The following is a 25,555-nucleotide window of genomic DNA, read 5'->3' on the forward strand; positions in this document are numbered from 1 at the left end:
AAATATAGAAAGAACTAGCTTAAAACATAATATAATTACCCTAAAATTATAATGACAACTCTCCCTCACATCCTCAAATTATAGTTGTCATTATAAAATAACTTGGCTGTTTCAAAATGTGAAATCATTTAGAAACAGCTTATTTTTTTAAAAAAATAAAGAAGGCAACGGGAAGCCTTCTTTCGTGTAAAAAAGTTTAATTTTTTGTTAAGATTTGTTTGTTTATTTTATATTACCTTTATAATATGTGTTTATTTGAAGGTTGGCAATGGATTTTGCACAACTGGTCATTATTAATGTAAAAGTGGAATATTATTAACAAATAATAATTACAAAATTGTAATTATTATTTGTTAAGTAAATGAGTAAAATATCATACTAATGGGTATATAATTAATAATATACTAGTTTGGGGAGGATAAATTATGAATTATAAAACAATCATATTAAATAGAAAGTCTGTTAGAGAATACAAGAACACAGATATTAAAGAGGAATATCTTAGTGAAATTAAGAAATACTCAGAATCTTGCAAGAAACTAGTTCCAGAAATAGATGTTGACATAAGAATTATGAATAGAAATGAAGTTTTTGACAATTTAGATAAAGTAGCAGGATATAAAGGAAATATGATAGATGCTCCAAGTTATATTATAATATTATCTGATGTAAAAGATAACTATATTGAAAATTCAGGATACATAGGAGAAAGTATAATCTTTAAAGTAACAGAACTAGGAATAGGTTCTTGTTGGGTTACTTTTGAAGATGGTAAAAAGGTAAGAGAGAAACTTGAAATTAATTCAGATAAAGAAGTAACAGGAATCATAGCAATTGGATATGGGGAAAATGCAAGCAATACTAAAATATTAAATGCTACAAAGACTGGAGAAAATTATTCAAAATCTGATATGCAAGTTGTATTAGACAATGGTTCTTCTAGATTAGGTGTAGAAGATGTAGTTTACATGGATGAATGGGGAAATGATGCAAGTATAGAAGTATTAGAAGAAAGAGCACTTCTTGAGGCATTCCACTATGCAAGATTAGCACCATCTACACTAAATAGACAACCATGGAGATTTATAGTTGATGGAGGAGTTGTAGTTTTAGCCGTTAGAAAAGATGGGCATACTAGTCTATATGAAGAAAAAATAGATGTAGGTATCGTTATGCTTTACTTTGCAACAATAATAAGTGCAACTATGTTTGAGTTGAAATGGAATTTAGGTACTCCAGATAAAGATTACAAAGTACCAGAAGATTATAAGATAGTTGGATATTGTAATATATAAGATAATTTAATACTTAACTACACTTAAACTAATTTTTATAAAAAGTTCAATAACATTCCATAATATAATGTTATTGAACTTTTTTATTGTATAATCCAGCTTTCTTATTTATCATGTTTATGAATTAAAAAATACTTACGAATTTTAATGCTTACAATTTTGTGCATGAATAGAGAGGTATATTATTTTATTAGATTGTATAATTTGTTTGGAGGTAATATCAAATGGAATGGATAAATAAATTAAATCAAGCTATTACTTATATTGAAGATAATCTTGAAAGTGGGGTAGATTATGCCGAAGCAGCAAAAATCGCATGCTGTTCAACCTTTCATTTTCAACGGATGTTTTCATATATTGCAGAAGTACCAGTATCTGAATACATTAGACGAAGACGTATGACTAAAGCCGCATTTGAACTACAGAATAGCAATATTAAAATCTTAGAACTATCTGAGAAATATGGTTATGATTCACCAACATCTTTTAATAGGGCTTTTCAAAATATACATAGCATTTCTCCTTCTGCGGCTAGAGCAAAGGGAGTTGTTTTAAAAGCATATCCTAAGATGACATTAACTATTTATGTAAAAGGGAACTTAGAAATGCAGTATCGTATTGTAGAAAAGAAAGGATTCCGTATTGTTGGTATAAAAGAAAGTATGAATATGATTGTAGAAGAGTGTTTTGATAAAGTTCCTAAATTGTGGGATAAATCCATAAAAAATGGAACAATTGATAAGCTTTCAGAGTTAATAAATAACGAACCTCATGGGTTGCTTGGAGTTAGTGTATGTACAGATAGTAAAGGCTTAGATTATTACATTGCTGTCTCAACGGATAATCCTATAGTAGAAAATACTTATGAATACTTTATACCATCAGGTACATGGGCAGTATTTGAATGTATTTCCCCAATGCCAAATGCTTTGGCAATACAAGAATTACAAAAAAGAATTATTACTGAATGGTTACCAAGCTCTGGATATGTATATGCTAATTTACCAGATATTGAACTTTATCCTAATGGTGATATTAATGCTCCTGATTATACCACAGAAGTTTGGATTCCAATTAAGAAACAATCCCAAAATTAACGAACAATATAAACCTTTAAAATTACAGACTGGAAATGGTCTGTTATTTTTTTTGATAAATGGAAAGTAGACTTTACATAAGATGAATATTATTGTATAATTATGGAAAGTAGACTTTACATAAATAAGATATTAAAGGAGAGCAAAGTGAAAAATAGATTAGAAGAAATAAGAAAAAAGAGAGGTATAAAACAAGAAGAACTTGCATCTGCTTTGCAAGTATCAAGGCAAACTATAGGTTCATTAGAAAATGGTAGATATAATCCTTCTATCATATTAGCTTTTAAGATAGCAAGATATTTTGATATGAATATTGAAGAAATATTTATTTATGAGGAGGAGTAAAAATGAAAAAGAACAGATTATATGTTGGAATTGGATATTTTATTTGTGGAATTTTACTTGTTTTATTGGCTACATTTACAGAGTTTTCATTTGAGGCTTTGATTTGGGGATTATCTGGAGCTACTTTGGGTCCTGGGGTATGTATGATTTTTCAATATATATATTGGAGTAATCCAGAAAGAGCTGTAGAATATAAAGAAAAGGTAGAGAATCAAAGGATAGAGATGAATGATGAAAGAAGAATTATGTTACGTGACAAATCTGGACGTATTACTAATCAAATCATGTCTTATGTTTTCGTAATTCTTATACTTATTGTTTCTATATTGAGTGTGTTCTCTGTAATGTTAACAAGTAGATGGGTTTTAATTGTTCTTGGATTACTTATTTTATTTCAATTTATTTGTGGTGTTGTTGTATATAATAAATTAGATAAAAAATTGTAATGAATTATAACGCTGAATATAAAATTATATAAAAGCAAATTAGTTTATAAATTGATAGTATAAGATTAAATTATATGTATAAATTCTTAAAAGCCACAAGTATTATATATTGTGGCTTTTTTATATGGAATTCTATATGTTTTGAATAGAAGTACTATAGTATTATCATTACTTATGAATGATTTTTATAGATTACAAAATAGGCTAGTCTTCATATAAATTACCACTATTTTTTTTATTAAGAGTTCCTTCTAATTCAATCATTAGAAATTTTGTAAGTTTTTTAACTACTGGTCTATGTATTGTATTTTGAGGTACAATGATAAATTCTCCTTCTTTAACTTCTGTTAATCCTTCTGGAGTTTCCAAATTAAATCCTCCCTCTATTACATAAAACAATTCATCTGATTTTTCATGAACATGAAAATTTAAGCTTCTATTTGCTACTTGTACAACACTTAGTATATTATTGTTTATTTTTCCTAATTTTTTGTATACGTACAGTTGTTCAATATTATTTACTTCTTCAATTATATTAGTTTTTGATAACATTAGAATCTCCTTTAGATTTTATTTTTGTTTGACTTTTAGTATATCTGTATGTTAACATCAATCTAATTATTTGTGAAATAGATTGATTTGATTATATCAATCTGATATTTAGATGAAATGAGGTACATAGATATGGAATTAAAGCATTTAAATACATTTTTAACACTTAGTAAAATTAAAAATTTTACTAGAACTGCTGAATATTTGAACTATGCACAATCAAATATTACAGCTCATATACAACAATTAGAAAAGGAATTGGATGTACATCTCTTTGAACGTATAGGAAAAAGTGTAGAATTGACTAGAGAAGGTGAGAAGTTGGTTTCATATGCTGAAAAAATGCTTTTATTATCATCTGATATAAAAAAGATGTATAAAGAGAAAGATAATTATGGGCGTATTGTTATTGGAGCATCAGAATCTATTTGTATTTTTAAGTTACCTGAGATTATTAAAGTATATAAAGAGAAATATCCAGATGTTGACCTTTTTATAAAAACTCTAGATTCTTCTGATTTTGTTCCTTTACTTGCTGATAATACGATTGACATAGCATTTATACTTGATTTACCTATAAATGATAAATCTACTATTTCTGTATTAAAAAATGAGGAGCCAATCTGTGTCTTATCAGTTCCAGAAAGTGATTTAGCCTTAAAAGAAAAGGTGTATATTCAAGACTTTCAAAATGTTCCATTTATTTTGACAGGAAAGAGTTGTTGTTATAGAAGTTTATTTGAGAAAGAGCTATCTGAATCATCTATAGTACCAAAAACAGTTCTTGAAACTGGAAGTATTCAGGTAATTAAACAAACAGTACTTAGTGGGCTTGGATTGTGCCTTCTTCCAGAGCTTGCAGTAGAAAAGGAATTAAAAAAACATGAATTGGTTAAGATTCCTTATACTACAGACTATAATATTTTTTCACAATTAATTTATCATAAGGACAAGTGGTTGTCTAAGAATCTTTGTGATTTTATCTCTATTGTAAAAAAGACGTATGGGATTATTTCTTAATTGTTTACGCTATGCTAATATAAGATATATATTGATATTTTTAGAAAGATAACATAGTGTAGAGAGGTTGTTTATAAGTTTATATGGTAGGTATATGCATTGTTAGATAAATAGTCTCTTTTCCAGTTTTGGTATAAAAAAGGGATGATTCAAATTTTTATTTTGAAATAATCCCTTAAAATTAATTTTAGTTAATATTTTTATATTATACTATTCCTTTATCTATCATCGCATCTATCATTGAATCAAACCCAGAGCTATTATACATAAACATTACAACATCAGCATTGCTTTCCTCAATCATATCTTTGTATGTTTTATCTATTGAGTTTATATTTCTAGGGTCTACTATCTCTACTTCATTAAACATATCAGCAAATAAAAGTGTTGTAGGAGCCTGGTATGAATCTCTAAATATTAGTATTTTTTTATCTAATAATGCTTTAGGATTTTTTATAGTTAATATATTAGTTTGAGCTCCTCTAATGTATGCCCCACCATAATCCCACTTTTTATCACTTCTTTTAGTTGCATAGACCTGTCTTTCTTCTTTTTCTTTTCCATTTATATCAAAGCTATAATCTTGGTTATCTTTTGTCATATAAACTACATATTCATTTTCTTTAATTAGCATATCTATATTTTGATTATAACTTCCTACAAACTTTTTATCAGTAACTATAGACTTTTTGTAGCTATTAAAATGATTTCTTAAATCTTGCTTAGAAAGACCCAAGTCCATATTTGATGCCATCATTTTAAAGCCTTCAAATGCTCCATATCCAGTCCAATGATGGTCAGTTTTAAAATATAAATTTTCTCTTTCTTTATTTGAATAGTTGCTTAAAAAATACTCATCCATATCTATGTATTTAATTGAATCTTGATTTAATCTATTTTTAAAATTCTTTAAATTTATATCTATATTACTTATATTATCAACATACTTAGGATATAAATGTTTTAGCATATTAGATTTATGTGGCATCATTGTAAAATACACATCTTTTCCCATATCTTTACTTAGATTAGATAAGTAATTAATAGACTTTTCGTATCTATTTAATTGGTTTTGGTTTAAAACTTTTGGAAACATACCTAATATCCAGTTATCTTTTCCTAAGTAATAGTTACCTACTTTAGTTTTATTTAAACTAGCTTGAGATTTTGTATTTATTGATATCATTTCATCTCTAAATGCAAAATGGTCATTAAAGTACTCTTCAAATTTATCTATGTAGTTACCTTTTTTAAAATTTTCTATAGTTGGGAATTTTGCAAGATTTCTATTTTCAGTTATACTTAATTTTTTCTTTGGAAGTGAGAAGTTTAGTATAAAAAATCCAAATACTATAATTAAAAATGAAATGGCAACAATCCTTGGTTTATTTTTATTCATGTCAATACCTCCAAAATTAGAATCTAAAGTATAAGAATGGATTATAAGTTGAGCTACTTAACATTACCATTACAATAAACATGCAAGCAACTATGAAAGCTGCATTAGTAACTTGACACATTGTACTATTTAGTGTATTTTTATTCTTCTTAACTACTAATGACTTTATAACTTCTACAATAGGAGTTGATAGAATGATTGCTCCAACAATTATATACCAATATTCAATTATAAATACATTGAATGCATTACTGACAAGTGGATAATTTCCAGAACCAAACATAATACCTATAAACTTAATAGCTTTTGGTAAATCTTCTGCTCTAAAGAATACCCATCCAATCATGACTATAAAAAGTAAATACATATGTCTTATGATTCTTGGCATTTTATATAACAACTTTTCTAAAAATGCTTTTTCTATTGATATTAATATTCCAAAATATAGACCCCATATAATAAAAGTCCAATTAGCTCCATGCCACATGCCAGTTAAAAACCATACTATAAATAGATTTCTATATAGTTTTAATCTAGAGACTCTATTTCCACCTAATGGGAAATATACATAGTCTTTAAACCAAGTACTTAAAGATATATGCCACCTTCTCCAAAACTCAGATACTGTTTGAGAGATATATGGATAGTTGAAATTTTCTAAAAAATCAAATCCAAATATCTTACCTAAACCAATAGCCATATCACTATAACCACTAAAGTCATAGAATATTTGAAGTGTATAGCAAACTACACCTAGCCACACATCAAGTCTTGATAAATCTCCAGATGACTTATTAAATACATCATCTGCAATTATACCTAATTGATTTGCTAAAATCACCTTTTTTCCAAGACCAATAACGAATCTGTTTACGCCTTGAGTAAATTTATACCAATTATGTTCTCTATGTCCAATAGCATCTGCCACAGTCTGATATCTAACAATAGGACCTGCTACAAGCTGAGGGAATAAACTTATGTATAATGCTAGGTTAGTTAATTTTCTTTGAACTTTAGCGTCATTTCTATATACATCTATTACATAGCTCATTATCTGAAATGTGAAAAATGAGATACCTAAAGGTAATTTAATTTCAGGTATAGTTATATTTGTATTTAATAAAAAATTAATATTATCTACAAAGAAATTGCTATACTTGAATATACCAAGAATGGATATATTGTAAATCACAGAAAGCACAACCCATATTTTCTTATCTTTACTGTCAGAAACTTTAATACCAAATATATAGTTTACTATTATTGATAGCATCATCAAAAAAATATATTTTGGTTCTCCCCATGCATAGAAGGTAATACTTGCTAGAAGTAACACAACATTTTTATACTTAGAATTTGCTAAGTAATAGCAAATGAGTATGACTGGAAAGAATAAAAATAAAAATATTAAACTACTGAATATCATATTAAACTCCTTATCTTTTTATTATTTAATAAATGAATAATAAATAAAACAACTAAAATTAATAATATATATATTAAGAGTAAGGTCTTGATTTATTTCTGATTTTAGGCCCATACTATTTAACTACCACTGCTTACTGAGCACTTCTTGAGAGAGTACAATACCAACAATAAGTTGATGTATCAAGAATTATACTCAGAGCAATTGTTAAAGATCTAGCTTTATAACTTTTTATGTATTTTAGTGTTATTTTTAAATTATCTTTTATATTTACAACTTCCTTTCTTAACTAAATAAATTATATATTTATCTAAAATATATAGCAAAGTAAGTATTTTCAAGTTTTAAGTACTTAATTGTAGAAATTTAGCTGTGTTTTTACAAGTTTTATTAATATATATGTAAATTTTGACTTTTTATATAATTTTTTTTAAATTATGTAATGTTATAATGGATTAATAAAGCTATTATAATAAAATAATAAAGAAAAATCACGGACACATTGCTTAACTATATGTGTTTGCCTTTGGTTGTAGCTCTATACAGTCCATTAAGATAGATGTTGTTTATATCTATAATTGTAAAAAGAACTCTTTATTAAGTATTGGAGTTAGAATACTTTCAGATATGCTTTTATTACAAGTTTGTTTTAAATGACAAATACTTTAAAATAATATCGAATCGTTATACTGAATAATGATGATTGATTATAAATATTTTTAGAGAGGGAAAAGTTTTAGAGATTGGGAGAAAATCAATATGATAAGAAGTATGGATTTATTAAGTAAATACATAAAAAATCCTGCTTTGTTTAGATATGTTTTAGGAGTTCAAGAAGTCATGCCTATGGTATTTATACTTATACAAGGCTAGAAACAAAGATGAAAAAATATTACAGTAAAAAAAAACTCTTTAGTATATACTAAAGAGTTTTTTTTTATTGGTGCCGCTGATGGGACTCGAACCCATATGGTTTCCCGTACGATTTTGAGTCGTATGCGTATGCCAATTCCGCCACAGCGGCTTATATTTTAAATCCAAGCTACTTGTATATCCTACCAGATTTTCCAAGAATATGCAAGAGGAATATTGAATACAAAATACTCATCAAACTGTAAAATATCATAAATACTAGACTTTTATTACAAAAACTTATAAATCAACACAGTTGATTTTGAACCCATTGTATTTATCAATTCCACCACTCGGGCATATTATGTATATTATTATAGCAAAAAAATATATTGTTTGCAACATATTTAATTTTAATATACTATTATTATTATGGGAATATTAAATAACAGTATATTGGTATATAATATATATGTTACAAAAATAGATAATTTTTAGGAGTGATATAATTTGGAAAAAAAATTAATTATAATAGATGGAAATTCAATAATAAATAGGGCTTTTTATGCTCTTCCAGAAATGAATAATAAAGAAGGTCTAAAGACCAATGCTATATATGGTTTTACGACAATGTTATTTAAAATGATTGATATATATAAACCAACACATATAAGTGTAGCCTTTGACAGAAAAGCACCTACATTTAGACATTTAGAATATAAAGAATATAAGGCTGGAAGAAAGGGAATGCCAGATGAATTGGCAGAACAATTACAACCATTAAAAGACCTTTTAGATAAATTTAAAATAAACAGATTAGAAATAGATGGTTATGAAGCAGATGATATTATAGGTACTGTTTCTAAAAAAGCAGAAGAGAATGGATATAAGGTATACATAGTAACTGGAGATAAAGATGCCATCCAACTTGCTTCAGATAACACAACTACTCTTATAACAAAAAAAGGAGTTGGTGAAGTAGAAGAATACAACTTTAATTCTGTGATTGAAAAGTACGAGATGACACCAACACAGTTTATAGATTTAAAAGGTCTGATGGGAGATAAGTCAGATAATATACCTGGAGTACCTGGGATAGGTGAAAAAACAGGCATAAAGCTTATAAAAGAGTTTTCTAGTGTAGAAAACTTGATAGAGAATACAGATAAACTTAAAGGTAGTGTAAAAAAGAAAATAGAAGAAAATAAAGAAATTGCTATTCAAAGTAAAAGATTAGCAACTATTATAAGAGATGTACCAATAGAAGTAAATTTAGAGAGCATGATTTTTGGTGATTATGATAAAGATGAGCTTTTAGATAAATTTAGATATTTTGGATTTACAAGTCTCTTATCAAGATTAGTTGATTTAGTTGATTCAAATGATACAGAGCAAGTAGAAGAAAAAATAGAAATATTAAAACTAAAAGATATAGATAAATTTATAGATGAAGTGAATAAAAAAGGACAGGTTATTTTAAAAACTGTTAGAGGACAAGGTAATATACTTGAAAAAAATATAATATATATTTTTATAAGTGTAGATGGAGAAAAAATATATTATATAGATTCAGATGAAGTAACAAAATTAGATAGCATACTTTCAAATAACGAAATTAAAAAATATGGATATAATTTAAAGGATGATTATATATCTTTAAAGCCATATAATATTAAATTGGAAAATATGTATTTTGATATAACTATAGCTGAGTATTTAATAGATTCAACTTCATCTACTTCATATGATTGTAGTGCAATAGCCATGAAGTATTTATCAAAAAAGGTTAAATCAAAAGAAGAATTATTAGGAAAAGGAGTTAAATCCAAAAACTATGAAGATTTAGAGTTTGAGGATTTAGCTGAGTACATGGGTCAAATAGTATGCACAGTGAAAGAAACAGTTCCTATGATGGAAAGAAGTCTAATAGATATGAGTATGGATGGTCTTTTTTATCATGTAGAGATGCCTTTAGTAGAAGTTTTAGGACATATGGAGTATGAAGGTATAAAAGTAGACAAAAGTATCTTGGATGAGTTAAGTATTGAGTTTAAAGAAATAATAGCTACATTAGAAAAGGAAATTTATGAATTATCTGGAGAACCATTCAATATAAATTCACCAAAACAATTAGGTGTTATACTATTTGAAAAATTAGAGCTTCCAATAATCAAAAAAACTAAGACTGGATACTCTACTAATGCAGATGTTCTAGAAAAATTAAGGGATAAACATCCAATAATAGATAAGATAACTGAGTATAGACAAATAGTAAAGTTGAATTCTACTTACGTTGAAGGGCTTTTAAATATAATAAATCCAGAAAGTAATAGAATTCATTCATCATTTAATCAAACAATAACAACTACAGGAAGAATTTCATCTACAGAACCAAATCTTCAAAATATACCTATAAAAATGGAAATGGGTAGAAAAATAAGAAAAGTATTCATTGCAGATGATAATTGTAAGCTGGTTGATGCCGATTACTCACAGGTAGAACTTCGAGTTCTTGCACATATGAGTCAAGATGAAAATATGATAGAAGCATTTAAACACAATGAAGATATTCATACTAAAACAGCTTCACAAGTTTTCAATGTTTCTATGGAAGATGTCACTAGTGAATTGAGAGGTGCAGCTAAAGCAGTAAACTTTGGTATTATATATGGTAAAAGTGATTTTGGATTGGCAGATGATTTAAATATACCTGTTCCAAAGGCAAAAGAGTATATTGAAAGTTATTTTGCTAAATACCATAAAATAAAAGAGTTTATGGATATGACAATAGAAAAGGCTAGTGAAGATGGATATGCTGTAACAATTTTAAACAGAAGAAGATATATACCAGAGATAAAATCAAGCAATTTTATGGAAAGAAACAGAGGAAAGAGATTTGCTATGAATGCACCAATACAGGGAAGTGCAGCAGATATAATAAAAATTGCTATGATAAATGTTCATAAAAAGTTGGAAGATAATAATTTAAAATCAAAACTTATACTACAAGTTCACGATGAATTGATAGTTGAAGCAATTGATGATGAAATAGAGATAGTTAAAAAGATAGTAAAAGAAGAAATGGAAAATGCTGTAAGTATGGATGTTCACTTAGATGTAGATTTAAATGTCGGTAGTTCTTGGTATGAGACAAAGTAGGTGATTTTATGTTGATATTAGGACTTACAGGAGGAATAGGCTGTGGAAAAAGCAGCCTATCAAATATATTCAGAAATCTTAATATTTCTATAGTGGATGCAGATATTATATCTAGAAAAATATTTGAAGATAAAATATTATTAAAAAAAATATTTGATTACTTTGGACAAAATATAAAAAATGATGATGGAACATTAAATAGAAAAGCTCTTGGAAAAATAGTTTTTAATGATGAAGAAAAACTTAGAGAGCTAAATAATTTGACTCATCCACGAATAAGAGAAAGAATAATAAGTGAAATAGATGAAGTAAGAAAAAAAGGTGAAAGTATAGTGATTTTAGATGCAGCTATATTGGTAGAAAGTGGTTTTTTAGATATGGTTGATAAGTTATTAATAGTCACTTGTCAACAAGAAGTGCAAATTAATAGGATAAAGAATAGAGATAATTGTAGTGAGCAAGAAGCAATTAGTAGAATAAATTCACAAATGAGTCAGGAAGAAAAATCCAAATATGGTGATTATATAATAGATAATTCGGGAACAATAATTGAATTAGAAAGTAAAGCACACAAATTTATTGAGTACATGAAGGAGAATTGGCGTGAATAGTAAGAAAGTATTGATTCTATCTATTTTTATAATCTTATTTGGAGCACTATTAATGGAAAGCAAAGTAATACATAAGTTTTTGTATCCTAAAAAATATTCAGAATATGTAGAAAAATATTCTAAGGAATTTAATTTAGATGAAAATATAGTTTACAGTGTTATAAAAGTCGAAAGTAAGTTTAATAGTTCTGCCATTTCAAAAAAAGAGGCAAAGGGTTTAATGCAACTATTAGATATAACTAGGGACTGGGGAGCAGATGAACTAAAACTAAAAAATGTTGATATTTTTGACCCAGAGACTAATATAAGACTTGGTTGTTGGTATTTAAATAAATTGTATAAGGAATTTGGTAAGTTAGACTTAGTAATAGCTGCATATAATGGTGGTTCAGGTAACGTGAGAAAGTGGTTAGAAAATAATGAATATAGTAAAGATGGAGAAAATCTACATGATATACCTTTTGAGCAAACTTCAAAATATGTAGAAAAAGTTAAAAATAATTATAAACATTATAATAAGATATATGGCAAGAAAGGAAAAAACTAATGAAGAGAATAAAAGTTTTAACAGTTATTTTAGCTATAACTCTTATGGTAGTTGGTTGTAGTAATACTAAAACAAAACAGAGTAGTAGCGATTCGAGTTTAAAAAGTCAAAGTTCTATAGATGCTAAATATATAAACTTAACAATGGTAACTCCAAAAACTATAAATCCTATAACTAATACTGATAAGTCTGTTGGTTATATAATGAATTTAGTTTATGATGGTTTATTTACTATAGATGAAAACTATAATGTAACTCCTCAACTAGTTAAAGAGTATAATATAGCTCAAGATGGAATGAGTATAGATATAAAGTTAAAAGATGCAAAGTGGCATGATGGAAAAGCTGTTACTTCAAATGATGTAAATTATACTATTGGTTTAATTCAAAAAAGTGCAGATAGTCCATATAATGAATTTACTAAAAACATAGCTTCTGTGAATATTAAATCAGATAAAGATTTCACAATAAAATTTAAAGCTAGATATGCTTTTTCTATTGATAGTTTAATCTTTCCAATAGTATCTCAAAATCATTTAGATTCAAAGGATGCAAATGACAAAAATAATAATTTGATAGGAAATGGGAAATATAAAATAGAATCATATACAGAGAGAGAAGGAATGGTTTTATCTGTAAATAAAGATTACTATGAAGAAGTTCCAAAAACTATGAAGAATATAAAAGTGGGTATGGTTCCTAATGAAGATGCAAGAACATCTATGGTCATGGCACTTGATAGTGATATAACTAATGTTACATTGAATGATTTGAGTAAGTTTCAAGAAAAAGAGTTTAATATAACAAAATATCAAGGTAGAGAGTATGAGTGTATATTGTTTAATTATAATAATCCTTTTTTCAAGGATGTCAATTTTAGAAAAGCAATTGCACATTCTATAAATAAAGATAGAATTATCAGTGAAGGTTATATGGATGATGCTACTCCAGTTAATTTTCCGCTTAATTCAAAGTCAAAGTACTACAATAGTGAAATGAAAGATTTAGAATTCAATAAAGATAAGGCGATAGAGTATCTTAATAAAGTAGAATATGCAAATATAAATTCAGTAAATCAAAATGATAATAAAGCAGATAAGAAACAAAAAAAATCAACTAAAAAGAATACAAAAAAGCTTACTCCAGAAGAAGAAGCAAAAGCTAAAAAAGAGGAAGAAGAAAGAGTTAAAAAAGAAGCTGAGGAAAAACAAAATAGAGAAAAAGAAGAAGTAAAGAAAAGACTTTCTGAAATGAATTTAAAAATAATAGTAAATAGAGATAATAGCGAAAGACTAAAAACTGCAAACATAATAAGTGAAAACTTAAAGGCTATAGGAATAAATAATACAATAAATCAGTTATCAGATAAAGATATGGAAAATGCTCTTAATTCTAAAAACTATGATTTAGCATTGGTTGGATGGAAACTATCAAGTATACCAGATGTAAGTAGCATTATAGCAAGTAGTGGCTATACTGATGATAAGTTAAATGGATATATGTCTGCACTTACAAGTTCCACATCTGAAATTGAAACAAAAAAAGCATACAAAAATGTACAGACATATGTAAAAGATAATGCAACATTTATAAGTTTAGCTATCAGAAATAACTATATTGTAAGTAATAGTAGATTAAAAGGTAAAATTACTCCAAATGATTTTGATGTATATGAAGGAATATCTAATCTAGATATAAAATCTAGTGAATCAAATTAAATTAAATGGTTAATTAGTATTTAAAAAGTCAAAACTATATGATAAAATACCCTTATAGGGTATAAGGAGGTAATTAAATGAAAAAGAAACTATTAGTAGAAGGTATGAGTTGTGGTCATTGTGTAAATCATCTTAAAACTGCATTAACAGAAGATATAGATGGCATTGAAGTTTTAGATGTAGATTTAGAAAACAAGTGTGCATCTGTAGATATGAAAGATGATGTATCAATTGAAAAATTAAAAGAAGTAGTAGCAGAGTTAGGATTTGAATTAAAGGGAATTGAATAGAAAGATAACAAACTAAAAAAAGACCTCTATTGGGGGAGTAATAGAGGTCTAAAAATGGGGGAGATTGAGTATGTTTGATTTTACATTACTATTATCTCCCCCTTTAAATTAATATATACATAAAAAGTAAAAAAATTTTGTAATTACTCACATTTCTTAATTGTTTTGAATATACTATAAATAGTTAAGGGAGGGAGTATCATGGAATCTAGGGGATATAAAGAGGATTTAAAAAAAATGATACTTGATATGGCCCACAAAGAACTTGAGAGTTATGTATCACAAAAAGGAGCAAAAAAATACTTTGAAGGCAATTTGGATAAGATTATCAATAATAACATAAAAAAATTTAATCAAAGTATTGGTCTTAATAGAGTATATTTAAAAATGTTAAAAAAGTGTGCATATCAAGAAAGTGTAAATTCAATATCAAGAACTATAAAGAAAGAAACATTATTTAAATCAAAAAAAGAGCTATTCGCTTTTTCAGAGTACTTAAAGCTTGATATTAACAAGAGACTTTCATATAATCAGATTTTAAGAAAAATATCAAGATATATATACTATAATAGAAGTTCATATGCTCAAAAGTATGTTGCTTTTAAAAGAGGGGATGAAGAATATCTTTTAGAACCTGAAAAGATAAAAGATGAATTAATAGCAAGTTATAGGTCAAAAACTAGGGAAGATATGAAGTCTATAGCAAAACTTTTGGATATAGAAGTAGAAGATGATTATAATGCTGAAGACATTAGAAAAAAAGTAATAAATTATATTATTAAAGAGAAGATTAAGAACTAAAGTTTTAATTTGTTTGGTTAGAATTGTACGAAGCAATACAATTTAAAAATTTTAAATAGTAAGTTCTATCAATTTACATGATTAAGTATAACTTGATTATAATTCTTCTATGGATTTGATAGAACTTATTCTTTTTTTGACATATTACCTTAAATAATTTACTACTATTTAGGAATTACACAGCATTATTCAAATTTTTAACTTAATGTGATTTAAATAAATTTATAATAATGATATAATATAAAAAAAATAAAAATTGGAGGGTGATTTCAAAATGAAGTTTAATTTTTGCCATAACAATTTCAATGTTACTGACCTGGAAAAAAGTTTGAATTTTTATAATAAAGCTTTGGGACTGAAAGAAGTAAAGCGTAAAGAAGCAGAAGATGGTAGTTTTATATTAGTTTATTTGGGGGATGGCATTACTAGTCATACATTAGAATTAACTTGGCTTAGAGATTGGGATGGACCATATAATTTAGGAGATAATGAATTCCACTTAGCTTTGGAAGTTGATGAGTTTGATGAGGCAAAAAAACTTCATAAAGATTTGGACTGTATATGTTTCGAAAACGAAAATATGGGAATTTATTTCATAGCAGACCCAGATAATTATTGGATTGAAATACTTCCTAAAAATTATTAATTTTAAGTAAATATTTATAATTTCTTTACAATTAATAATATAATAAGTTATCATTAAATTATAGGTACTAAAAATGGATAATAATGTTATGAATTTATGTTTATAAAAATTTGTTGGGGGGAGTGATGGTAGTGAAGAAAGCTATAGCAGCTTTAGGAATTGGAGCGGTAGCAGTATCTGTTAGTTCCATAAATGCAAGTGCTCTTGAAAAAGGAGTAGTAACGGCAAGTGCTTTGAATATAAGAAGTGGGCCAAGCGCTGATTGTGATAAAGTAGCAAAATTATACAAAGGAAAAACTGTAGAGATTTTAGAAAAATCTAATGGTTGGTATAAAGTAAGGGTATCAAGTTCTGTTGTTGGATGGGGAAGTGCAAAATACATATCAACTAGTGGTTCATCTGAAAGTACATCAAACCAAAGTAATTCGACTTCAAGTGGGACAACTATAAGTGGAAATGGTAAGGTAAATGTGAGTTCAAGACTGAATATAAGAAGTGGTGCAGGTACTAACTATTCATTAGTTGGTAAGGCAAATAATGGAGATGTAGTAAAGTTATTAGAACAAAGTAATGGATGGTACAAAATAAAACTATCAAATGGTGTTACTGGATGGGCTAGTAGCCAATATATCTCAAAAACGTCAGAAGATGTTGGGACAAATAATTCTAATTCAAATAATTCCAATTCAAGTAATACTAATAATTCTGATAAAAAACCATCTAGTGAAGAGTCTATTGAGGGAAAAAACGGTAAGGTAACCTCTACTGTAAGTTTAAATGTGAGAAGTGGACCTGGGACAAGTTATTCTATAATAGGAAAATTAAATGGTGGAGATATTGTTGAATTAAAGGCTAAGAGTAGTGGATGGTATAAAGTAAAGTTATCAAATGGTACAACTGGATGGGTAAGTGCTAGTTATATTTCTGAGACTAATGAAGGAACAAAAGACAATTCTAGTTCATCATCTAATCAGAATTCTCAATCCAACAGTAATTCTAATTCATCATTTACTGGAAATTCAGATAAATCTACAGCAAAAGGCTCAACAATTGTAGACTTTGCATATACTCTTATTGGAATTCCATATCAGTGGGGTGCATCAGGCCCTAATAAATTTGACTGCTCTGGATTCACACAGTATGTTTTCAAAAACTCTGTAGGTGTTTCTATTCCTAGAGTTTCCAGAGAGCAAGCCAAATCTGGAAGCGCAGTTTCTATGGGAAATTATGCACCAGGAGATTTGGTTTATTTTGACACTGATGGAGATGGAGCAACTAATCATGTAGGCATATATGTAGGTAATAGTAAATTTATCCATTGTAGTGGTACTCAGACCAATCCTAATAAGGTTAAAGTGGATAATTTAACTAGTTCATATTGGTCTAAAGCATTACTTGGAGCAAGAAGACTTGCTTAACAAATACAATTTCTTATTAAAAAATTAGAATAAATAATCATTTCTATTCATAAATTGTGACTCTTAAAAATATACTTTATTAATAATATAATTTTGGGAGGGACAAACTAATGAATAGAAGAAAAACGATATACAGAGGATTTAATAATAATAGACATAAAATTGATTTACGTAAGTATGTTATAACCATTGCCTGTTTATGTTTAATTGGCTATTATTCTTATACAAAAATAAAAGATAGCAAGGTACTTGAATATGTATCAGCTAAAATACCATTTCTAAATCATTCATCAGATATAACTTATAAAGATATATCTGATGAATTAAATTCAATAAAAAACGGAAAAAAATCTAAATCAGAAACCAGTCCAGAAGATAAAGAAGAAACTAATCCAGAAAAAGCAGTAAATAATACTAAAGAAGCAGAAGAAGTGAAATTAGCTACTATAGAAGGATGGGATATGTATACTATTCAAGTTGCTGCAATAGATAATAATGATGACTTGAAAAAAATACAGACATCATTAGTTAGTAGCGATATACCTTTTTCAGTTATGGAGAAGGATGGAGTAAAAAAAATACAGACATATTCTTCGTTTGACGAAAACGAAGTTAGAAAACACATAAGCAGTGTAAGAAAGGTATTTCCAGATGCATTTTTATCACACTTGGATGCACCAATGTTATCTTTAGAATATACAAGTAATTACGCTTATATAGAGAGTATATCCAAAGAATTAAATAAATTAATAACAAACTTTAAAGAAGAATCAAGTTTTTGGTCAAATGATGAAAATAATGTGGATATGAAAAAATATAATACTATTTTGACAAATAGAAAGGCAATATCACAAAATATATCAAAAGAAGCTGAAAAGATTGACTATTCTGAAATGCGTTTATTTAAAGATAATTTAATTGATTATGTAAAGAATGTAAATGAAAAAATTGATACAGCTTCAAAAGCAGCAAATGAAGAAAAATATAGTGTGAGTAAAAGTCTACTTTTATCATCTATGCAAGAGTACTCTTTGTTTATAAATTCTATAAAATAAAATACAGAAAATTTGGACTTTAGAAAGCTATATGAAAAGGATTGTTTAATTAAGCAATCCTTTTCCTCGTTTTGACTTAATATAAAGAGATTGATTTATAAAATAAATTATAAAAATAGGGATATTTTTTTAACAATTGTTAAGATTTTTTAATATATATAGTATACTTATAGAAGGCAGAAAAAATGTTTTTTTATAGATAAGGGGGTAAAACAATGAAACTCTTAACTTTTAAGGGAGGGATACATCCTCCATATAGAAAAGAGTACTCTAACACAAAGGCACTTGAAAAAGCTCAAGCTCCAAAGATAGTTTACATTCCTCTTCAGCAACATATAGGGGCACCAGCTAAACCTATTGTTGAAGTTGGTGATGAAGTAAAGTTTGGGCAAAAAATAGGTGAACAACAAGGTTTCGTGTCATGCAACGTTCATTCTTCAGTATCAGGAAAAGTTATTGCTATTGAACAACATGAAGTACCAGGTGGTTCGGCTCAATGTGTAGTTATCGAAAACGACTTTAAGGAAGAATTACATGAAAGTGTTCAACCAAAAGGTCAGTTAGAGGATTTGAGTAAAGAAGATATAGTAGGTATTATAAAAGAGGCAGGAATAGTAGGTATGGGTGGAGCTACATTCCCTAACCATGTAAAAGTATCTCCTCCACCAGATAGTAAAGCAGAAGTAGTTATATTAAATGGAGCAGAGTGTGAGCCATACTTAACTGCAGACCACAGATTAATGATTGAAAATCCAGAAGATGTTGTATTTGGTTTAAGAGCATTAATGAAGGTATTAGATGTTAAAAAAGGATTTATAGGAATTGAAACAAATAAACCAGATGCTATAGAAGCAATTCAAAATGTAGCTAAAGATTATAGTGAAATCGAAGTTGTTGGTCTTCAAGTGAAATATCCACAAGGAGCAGAAAAACAACTTATTTATGCGTGTACAGGTAAAGAAGTTCCATCTGGTGGATTACCAATAGCAGCAGGTGCAGTTGTTGACAACGTTGCCACAGCAGCTCAAATAGCTAAATCTATTAAAACAGGTATGCCTTTGGTAGAAAGAATCACTACAATAACAGGTAGTTGTATCAAAGAACCTAAAAACCTAATAACAAAAGTTGGAACATTAGTTTCAGAAATAATAGAACAATGTGGTGGATTTAAAGAAGGTAAGAAGGTTGGTAAAGTTATAATGGGTGGACCTATGATGGGTATGGCTCAATATACTACTGAGATAGCAACTAATAAAGGTTCTTCAGGGATTTTATGTTTGGATGAGGAAGAATCACGTACTCCAGATATTCAAAACTGTTTAAGATGTGGAAGATGTACAGATGTATGTCCATCATTCTTACAACCACTTTACATAAGTGCATATTCTTTAAGAGATGATTATGACACAGCTGAATATCATAGAGCAATGGATTGTATCGAATGTGGGTCTTGTTCATTTATTTGTCCAGCAAGAAGACCATTACTTCAATCTATAAGATCAGCAAAGAGAGAAATAGGAGCAAAGAGAAGAAAGCAAGCTGCTCAGAAATAAAGAAAGTTAAGGGGGAAAAACGATGGAAAATAAGTTGATAGTATCATCTTCTCCTCATGTGAGAAGTAATGAAGATACTTCATATATAATGAAACAAGTTATTATAGCACTCCTTCCAGCAGCAGTAGCAGGAGTATACTTCTTTAGACTTAATGCTTTGAGTGCTATGTTTTTTTGTATACTTGGTACAGTAGGTACTGAATTTTTATATCAAAAATTTATGAAGCAAAAAAGTACTATAGGAGATTTTTCAGCTGTTGTAACAGGATTATTATTAGCATTTAACGTACCTGCATCACTTCCTTGGTGGATGTGTCTAGTAGGAGGAATATTTGCAATATTAGTAGTTAAAATGGTATTTGGTGGAATTGGATGTAACTTTGTCAATCCAGCACTTGCTGCAAGAGCATTTTTATTAGCATCATTCCCAGTTGCGATGACTGCTTGGACTCAGCCAGGTGTTAACTGGATAGGTAAAAACTTAGATGCAGTTAGTACAGCAACTCCATTGAGCTTTTTGAAAAATGGAGCAGCAGGATTAGCAGACCTTTCTAGTAATGGAATCAGTCTCGCTGATATGATGATTGGTAATATTGGTGGATGTATAGGTGAAACATCAGCAATATTATTATTATTAGGTGGAGTATACCTAATGTATAAAGGCATAATAAATTATATTATACCAGTATTTTACATAGCAACTGTATTTATATTAACATTCCTTTTAGGTGGATTTAATATAAATTTCGCAATATATCAGCTGTTTGCTGGAGGTCTTATGTTAGGTGGATTCTTCATGCTTACGGATTATACAACTTCGCCTATGACTAAAAAAGGTCAAATAATATACGCTGTATTAGCTGGTCTTATAACAACAGTTATAAGAATGTATGGTGGATATCCAGAAGGTGTATCTTACTCAATACTACTAGTAAACTGTCTTGCTCCACTTATAGATAAGTTTGTTAGAAATAGAGTGTTTGGGGAGGTGGCTAAATAATGAATAGTATTGTAAGACTAGGTGGGACTTTACTTGCTATAAGTGCTATAGCCGCATTAGCACTTGGGGCTACAAATCAAGTTACAGCTCCAGTAATAGAACAAAGAAATATACAAGCAAATAATGAACTTAGAAAAGCAGTACTTCCAGAAGCAAAAGAGTTCAAAGAAATGGAAGAAAGTACTTATAAAAACCTTGGAGATGGACTTATAGCTGAGGTATATGAAGGTCTTGATGGTTCTGAAGTAGTGGGATATACTTTAAAAGCTAAGCCAAGTGGTTATGGTGGAGAAATTGAAGTTATGGTAGGTATATCATCTGAAGGTCAAGTTACAGGTGTTGATATTGGTAATATGACAGAGACAGCAGGACTTGGAGCAAAAGCTAAAGATGATGCATTTAAAGGTCAATATAAAGGCAAAACTGCTGAGCCTCTTGAAGTAGCAAAAGGTAGTGCAACAGCAGACAATCAAATACTAGCAATATCAGGTGCAACTATTACGTCTACAGCAGTTACTACAGGAGTAAATGCGGCTATAGATGTTTTCAATAGTGCTCTTAATAAATAAGGAGGGTTAATTATGAATTTAGCTAAAGTATTTAAAAATGGGCTAATAGATGAGAACCCAACATTTGTGCAAGTTATAGGTATGTGTCCAACACTAGCCGTTACAACTTCAGCAATAAATGGAATCGGTATGGGTCTTTCAACAGCAGCAGTTTTAATATGTGCAAATTTAGTTATATCATTACTAAGAAAAATCACACCAGATAAGATAAGAATACCTATATTTGTAGTAATTATAGCTACATTTGTTACAATAGTAGGAATGGTTTTAAAAGCATATGTTCCTGCTCTTGATAAGGCTCTTGGTATATATATACCATTAATAGTTGTTAACTGTTTAATATTAGCTCGTGCAGAGAGTTTTGCTTTTAAAACTGGTCCACTAGCTTCAATTGTTGATGGTGTAGGTCAAGGTCTTGGATTTACTGTTGCTCTTACAATAATAGGTGCAGTAAGAGAATTACTTGGAAATGGTAGTTTATTTGGATTGACACTATTTGGAGCATCTTTCCAACCAGTATTAATATTCATATTACCACCAGGTGCATTCTTAACATTAGGATTCTTATTTGCAGGATTTAATAAATTAAGAAGTAAAAAAGCGTAGTGGAGGTGTAATAAATGAATTTAATACTTTTATTTTTAAGTATCGTTCTTGTTAATAACGTTATAACATCTCAGTTCTTAGGTATATGTCCTTTCTTAGGAGTTTCTAAGAAAGTTGATACAGCAGTAGGGATGGGAGTTGCAGTTACATTCGTTTTAACTTTAGCTTCAATTATAACTTATTTTATACAAATTTTATTAGTAAAAACTGGAACTGGATTTTTACAAACAATAGCTTTTATATTGGTTATAGCTTCTATAGTTCAGTTCGTTGAAATGGTAATTCAAAAGATGAGTCCATCTTTATATCAAGCATTAGGAGTTTATTTACCTCTTATAACTACAAACTGTGCAGTTCTTGGTATAGCTCTAGTTAATGTTCAAAAAAGTTATAACTTAGTAGAAACAATAATAAATGGATTTGGTGCCGGAGCTGGATTTACTTTAGCAATAGTAATATTCGCAGGTATAAGAGAAAGACTAGAATTAGCTGATATACCAGAAGCATTTAAAGGTTTCCCTATAACACTTATATCAGCAAGTTTAATGTCAATAGCTTTCTTAGGATTTACAGGACTTATAAAGCTATAAAAAAGAGGGGTGAAAATAGTGATACTTACAGCTGTATTAGTTTTAGGAGTTATGGGCTTAATCTTCGGGATAGTACTAGATTTTGCATCTAAAAAGTTTGCTGTAGAAGTAGACGAAAGAGTGGAAGCTATACTAGGAGTACTTCCAGGAGCTAACTGTGGTGGTTGTGGATTTCCAGGTTGTGGAGGTCTTGCAAGTGCAATAGTTGAAGGAAAAGCACCAGTTAATGGTTGCCCTGTAGGTGGAGCAGATGTTGGTGCAAAAGTAGGAGAAATAATGGGAGTAAGCGCTGAAGCAGGTGAAAAGCAAGTAGCAAAAGTTATTTGTAAAGGAACTTGTTCAAGTGCAAAAGATAAATATGAGTACGACGGAATATCAGATTGTAGAGCAGCAAATGTTTTAAATTCAGGAGCTAAAATGTGTAAATTTGGATGTTTAGGTCTTGGAACATGTAAAGCTGCTTGTAAATTTGATGCTATATCTATAGTTGATGGAGTAGCAGTAATAGATGAAGAAAAATGTGTAAATTGTGGAAAATGTCAAGAAGTTTGTCCTAAGGGCATAATAATCACAAAGCCAGAAAGTCAAGAAGTAGTTGTAGAGTGTAACAGTAAAGAGTTTGGTAAGGCTGTTAAAGAAAAATGTACTGCTGGATGTATTGGCTGTGGAATGTGTGTAAAAGCTTGTAAATTTGATGCTATAATATTTGAAAATAAAATAGCTAAGATAGACTCTAGCAAGTGTGTAGGTTGTATGGAATGTGTAGCAAAATGCCCTACAAAAGTAATATCAGGTGATATAACTAAGAAAAAGAAAGTTACTATTGACCAAGAACTTTGTGTTGGATGTACAGTATGCAAAAAACAATGTAAGTTTGATGCAATAGAAGGAGAATTAAAAGAAAAACATAAGGTAGATGCTGATAAATGTGTAGGATGCCATTTATGTATGGAAAAATGTCCAAAGAAAGCTATTAAAATTTTGTAATATGGACAAAATAAGGATATGGAATAATTTCCATATCTCTAATGAGTACATAAAACAGAGGTATGGAATAATTTCCATACCTCTATTTTATGTATATTTATTTTATTGGTAATAAATATAACAATAGTGTAACAAAAAAGGTTCGACATTTCTGTTGAATTTTTTACAATATAGTGATAGACTAAATAGGTACAAATTACGTACAAACGAGGTGAATAAATGAATATAATCTTGGCATCAGCCTCTCCAAGAAGGAAAGAAATTCTAGAGAATACAAATGTAAGATTTGATATAATTAAAAGTGAAATTGATGAGATTATATTAGAAAGTGAAGCACCAGAACATTTAGTTATGAGATTGGCTTTTGAAAAAAGTATGTCTGTAGCATCTGAACATAATGAAGATGTTGTTATTGGAGCTGATACAGTTGTTGTTTTAGACAATGCTATTTTAGGAAAACCTAAAGATGAGTCTTGTGCAAGAGATATGCTAAAAAGACTATCTGGAAGAGAGCATCAAGTCATAACCGGTATTAGCTTAATAAACTTGTGCGAAGATAAGAAAGTAATTGACTATGTAATCAGCAATGTGAAATTTAAAACGTTATCAGAACAGGATATTGAGGATTATCTGAGAACTAAAGAGTCATTTGACAAAGCAGGAGCTTATGGTATACAAGGCTATGGAGCTTTGCTAGTTGAAGAAATTAAAGGAGATTATTTTAATATAGTCGGTCTTCCAATTTCAAAGTTAGGTGACTTATTAAAAAAACATTTTAATATAAATCTTTTTTATGGAGTGTGATTTATCTGAAAAAGTCATTTAATTCAACCATTAAGGTAAAAGAAATGGCACCAGAGGAAAGACCCAGAGAAAAGATGCTTGCTGAAGGAGTAAAAAGCTTATCAAATACTGAATTGTTGGCTATACTTTTAAGGACTGGTAACAAAAATAAAAATGCTATTGAGTTAGCCAACTATATAATAAATAGAGATATTCAGGGTATTAGACATTTAGAAGATATGACAATAGAGGAGCTGTGTAATATAGATGGAATTGGGTTATCAAAATCAACCCAAATTAAAGCAGCTTTAGAACTAGGCTCTAGAATAGCCAGTTTTAAACCTATGAAGTATAAAATAAAAAATCCTTGGGATATACATAAATATTATATGGACAGCCTTAGGTATTTAAAAAAAGAGGTTTTTAAAGCAGTTCTTTTGAACACAAAAAATGAGATAATATCTGATGTAGATATATCCGTGGGGACTTTAAGCTCGTCATTAGTCCATCCTAGAGAGGTTTTTAAAGAAGCTATAAGAAGAAGTGCAAGTAAAATAATAGTGATGCATAATCACCCTTCAGGAAGTGTGGAACCATCAAGTGAAGATAAGAATATCACATCAAGACTTGTTAAATGTGGAGAAATAATTGGAATAGAAATAATTGACCATATAATTATTGGAGATGGATTATACTTTAGCTTTAAAGAAAATATGATAATTTGACTTTATATGTGATAAAATAGTAGGAGAATGTTTTTAACATGATTCTTAATAGTAGGAAGGAGTAA

The 25,555-nt window shown here is 28.7% G+C and carries 25 protein-coding genes and 1 tRNA gene; 22 read left to right on the forward strand and 4 right to left on the reverse strand.

All coding sequences use genetic code 11. The features are described 5' to 3' along the window. Nucleotides 1–425 precede the first annotated feature (425 nt). From ACTG44_RS05850 to ACTG44_RS05865, 4 genes are all read left to right on the forward strand, one after another. Nucleotides 426–1,295 carry a nitroreductase family protein gene (locus ACTG44_RS05850; protein ID WP_021383860.1) on the forward strand — a complete coding sequence of 290 codons (870 nt, stop codon included), beginning with the start codon at nucleotides 426–428 and terminating at the stop codon, nucleotides 1,293–1,295. A gap of 224 nt (nucleotides 1,296–1,519) precedes the next feature. Beyond that, the gene (locus tag ACTG44_RS05855) at nucleotides 1,520–2,392 is read left to right on the forward strand and encodes an AraC family transcriptional regulator (RefSeq protein WP_021383810.1); all 873 of its coding nucleotides are present in this window, start codon (nucleotides 1,520–1,522) and stop codon (nucleotides 2,390–2,392) included. Between the two features lie 147 nt (nucleotides 2,393–2,539). Further along, on the forward strand, nucleotides 2,540–2,737 hold the full coding sequence (locus tag ACTG44_RS05860) for a helix-turn-helix transcriptional regulator (RefSeq protein ID WP_021383879.1): 198 nt from the start codon (nucleotides 2,540–2,542) through the stop codon (nucleotides 2,735–2,737). Between the two features lie 2 nt (nucleotides 2,738–2,739). Continuing rightward, nucleotides 2,740–3,183 carry a hypothetical protein gene (locus tag ACTG44_RS05865; protein ID WP_479918366.1) on the forward strand — a complete coding sequence of 148 codons (444 nt, stop codon included), beginning with the start codon at nucleotides 2,740–2,742 and terminating at the stop codon, nucleotides 3,181–3,183. 204 nt (nucleotides 3,184–3,387) lie between these two features. Here the strand turns inward: ACTG44_RS05865 and ACTG44_RS05870 are convergent, their stop codons facing one another. Beyond that, entirely contained in the window at nucleotides 3,388–3,735 is a 348-nt protein-coding gene (locus ACTG44_RS05870; RefSeq protein ID WP_021383891.1) for a cupin domain-containing protein, read from the reverse strand. A 132-nt stretch (nucleotides 3,736–3,867) separates the two neighbouring features. On the opposite strand from ACTG44_RS05870, the gene ACTG44_RS05875 reads away from it, so the two are divergent. Beyond that, entirely contained in the window at nucleotides 3,868–4,755 is an 888-nt protein-coding gene (locus ACTG44_RS05875; RefSeq protein ID WP_021383808.1) for a LysR family transcriptional regulator, read from the forward strand. Between the two features lie 205 nt (nucleotides 4,756–4,960). Here ACTG44_RS05875 and ACTG44_RS05880 read toward each other — a convergent pair whose 3' ends face one another. The 3 genes from ACTG44_RS05880 to ACTG44_RS05890 form a co-directional block, all read right to left on the reverse strand. Further along, nucleotides 4,961–6,154, reverse strand: a complete 1,194-nt coding sequence (locus tag ACTG44_RS05880; protein ID WP_479918367.1) for an alginate O-acetyltransferase AlgX-related protein — start codon at nucleotides 6,152–6,154, stop codon at nucleotides 4,961–4,963. A gap of 16 nt (nucleotides 6,155–6,170) precedes the next feature. After that, a complete protein-coding gene (locus tag ACTG44_RS05885) occupies nucleotides 6,171–7,580 on the reverse strand; it encodes an MBOAT family O-acyltransferase (RefSeq protein ID WP_021383807.1) in 1,410 nt (469 codons plus the stop codon). A 941-nt stretch (nucleotides 7,581–8,521) separates the two neighbouring features. Then, a tRNA-Leu gene (locus tag ACTG44_RS05890) sits at nucleotides 8,522–8,604 on the reverse strand. A 338-nt stretch (nucleotides 8,605–8,942) separates the two neighbouring features. Between ACTG44_RS05890 and polA the strand changes: the two genes are divergently transcribed. The 17 genes from polA (at nucleotide 8,943) to radC (ending at nucleotide 25,490) form a co-directional block, all read left to right on the forward strand. Continuing rightward, nucleotides 8,943–11,591, forward strand: a complete 2,649-nt coding sequence (gene polA / locus ACTG44_RS05895) for a DNA polymerase I (RefSeq protein WP_479921455.1) — start codon at nucleotides 8,943–8,945, stop codon at nucleotides 11,589–11,591. An 8-nt stretch (nucleotides 11,592–11,599) separates the two neighbouring features. Further along, nucleotides 11,600–12,202, forward strand: a complete 603-nt coding sequence (coaE, locus tag ACTG44_RS05900) for a dephospho-CoA kinase (RefSeq protein ID WP_479921456.1) — start codon at nucleotides 11,600–11,602, stop codon at nucleotides 12,200–12,202. Beyond that, on the forward strand, nucleotides 12,195–12,749 hold the full coding sequence (locus ACTG44_RS05905; protein ID WP_021383889.1) for a lytic transglycosylase domain-containing protein: 555 nt from the start codon (nucleotides 12,195–12,197) through the stop codon (nucleotides 12,747–12,749). Before coaE ends, ACTG44_RS05905 begins: the two co-directional genes overlap by 8 nt. Then, on the forward strand, nucleotides 12,749–14,467 hold the full coding sequence (locus ACTG44_RS05910; RefSeq protein ID WP_479921457.1) for an ABC transporter substrate-binding protein: 1,719 nt from the start codon (nucleotides 12,749–12,751) through the stop codon (nucleotides 14,465–14,467). The genes ACTG44_RS05905 and ACTG44_RS05910 overlap by 1 nt, the downstream gene beginning before the upstream one ends. 77 nt (nucleotides 14,468–14,544) lie before the next feature. Continuing rightward, a complete protein-coding gene (locus ACTG44_RS05915; RefSeq protein ID WP_021383836.1) occupies nucleotides 14,545–14,757 on the forward strand; it encodes a heavy-metal-associated domain-containing protein in 213 nt (70 codons plus the stop codon). A gap of 201 nt (nucleotides 14,758–14,958) precedes the next feature. Continuing rightward, nucleotides 14,959–15,558: a hypothetical protein gene (locus ACTG44_RS05920; protein ID WP_021383851.1), complete on the forward strand. Its 600-nt coding sequence runs from the start codon at nucleotides 14,959–14,961 to the stop codon at nucleotides 15,556–15,558. Nucleotides 15,559–15,832: 274 nt separating this feature from the next. Next, on the forward strand, nucleotides 15,833–16,204 hold the full coding sequence (locus ACTG44_RS05925) for a VOC family protein (RefSeq protein WP_021383811.1): 372 nt from the start codon (nucleotides 15,833–15,835) through the stop codon (nucleotides 16,202–16,204). Nucleotides 16,205–16,326: 122 nt separating this feature from the next. After that, nucleotides 16,327–17,622 carry a Cwl0971 familypeptidoglycan hydrolase gene (locus ACTG44_RS05930; RefSeq protein ID WP_479918369.1) on the forward strand — a complete coding sequence of 432 codons (1,296 nt, stop codon included), beginning with the start codon at nucleotides 16,327–16,329 and terminating at the stop codon, nucleotides 17,620–17,622. A 110-nt stretch (nucleotides 17,623–17,732) separates the two neighbouring features. Beyond that, nucleotides 17,733–18,677, forward strand: coding sequence for a hypothetical protein (locus ACTG44_RS05935; protein ID WP_021383859.1), 945 nt, complete (start codon nucleotides 17,733–17,735; stop codon nucleotides 18,675–18,677). A 215-nt stretch (nucleotides 18,678–18,892) separates the two neighbouring features. After that, nucleotides 18,893–20,230 carry an electron transport complex subunit RsxC gene (rsxC, locus tag ACTG44_RS05940; RefSeq protein WP_021383815.1) on the forward strand — a complete coding sequence of 446 codons (1,338 nt, stop codon included), beginning with the start codon at nucleotides 18,893–18,895 and terminating at the stop codon, nucleotides 20,228–20,230. 22 nt (nucleotides 20,231–20,252) lie between these two features. Further along, nucleotides 20,253–21,230: an RnfABCDGE type electron transport complex subunit D gene (locus ACTG44_RS05945; RefSeq protein ID WP_021383838.1), complete on the forward strand. Its 978-nt coding sequence runs from the start codon at nucleotides 20,253–20,255 to the stop codon at nucleotides 21,228–21,230. After that, a complete protein-coding gene (locus ACTG44_RS05950) occupies nucleotides 21,230–21,799 on the forward strand; it encodes an RnfABCDGE type electron transport complex subunit G (protein ID WP_021383890.1) in 570 nt (189 codons plus the stop codon). Before ACTG44_RS05945 ends, ACTG44_RS05950 begins: the two co-directional genes overlap by 1 nt. Before the next feature lie 12 nt (nucleotides 21,800–21,811). Continuing rightward, a complete protein-coding gene (gene rsxE / locus ACTG44_RS05955; protein ID WP_021383804.1) occupies nucleotides 21,812–22,405 on the forward strand; it encodes an electron transport complex subunit RsxE in 594 nt (197 codons plus the stop codon). 14 nt (nucleotides 22,406–22,419) lie between these two features. Further along, nucleotides 22,420–22,995, forward strand: coding sequence for an electron transport complex subunit RsxA (gene rsxA, locus ACTG44_RS05960; protein ID WP_021383857.1), 576 nt, complete (start codon nucleotides 22,420–22,422; stop codon nucleotides 22,993–22,995). Nucleotides 22,996–23,010: 15 nt separating this feature from the next. Continuing rightward, entirely contained in the window at nucleotides 23,011–23,982 is a 972-nt protein-coding gene (locus ACTG44_RS05965; protein ID WP_044213008.1) for an RnfABCDGE type electron transport complex subunit B, read from the forward strand. A gap of 219 nt (nucleotides 23,983–24,201) precedes the next feature. Next, nucleotides 24,202–24,786 (forward strand): Maf family protein, encoded by a 585-nt coding sequence (locus ACTG44_RS05970; protein WP_021383880.1) that lies wholly within the window; start codon nucleotides 24,202–24,204, stop codon nucleotides 24,784–24,786. Nucleotides 24,787–24,830: 44 nt separating this feature from the next. After that, the gene (gene radC, locus ACTG44_RS05975) at nucleotides 24,831–25,490 is read left to right on the forward strand and encodes a RadC family protein (RefSeq protein WP_021383866.1); all 660 of its coding nucleotides are present in this window, start codon (nucleotides 24,831–24,833) and stop codon (nucleotides 25,488–25,490) included. Nucleotides 25,491–25,555: the final 65 nt, after the last annotated feature.

It is taken from the genome of Clostridioides sp. LIBA-2809 (genome assembly GCF_056688965.1).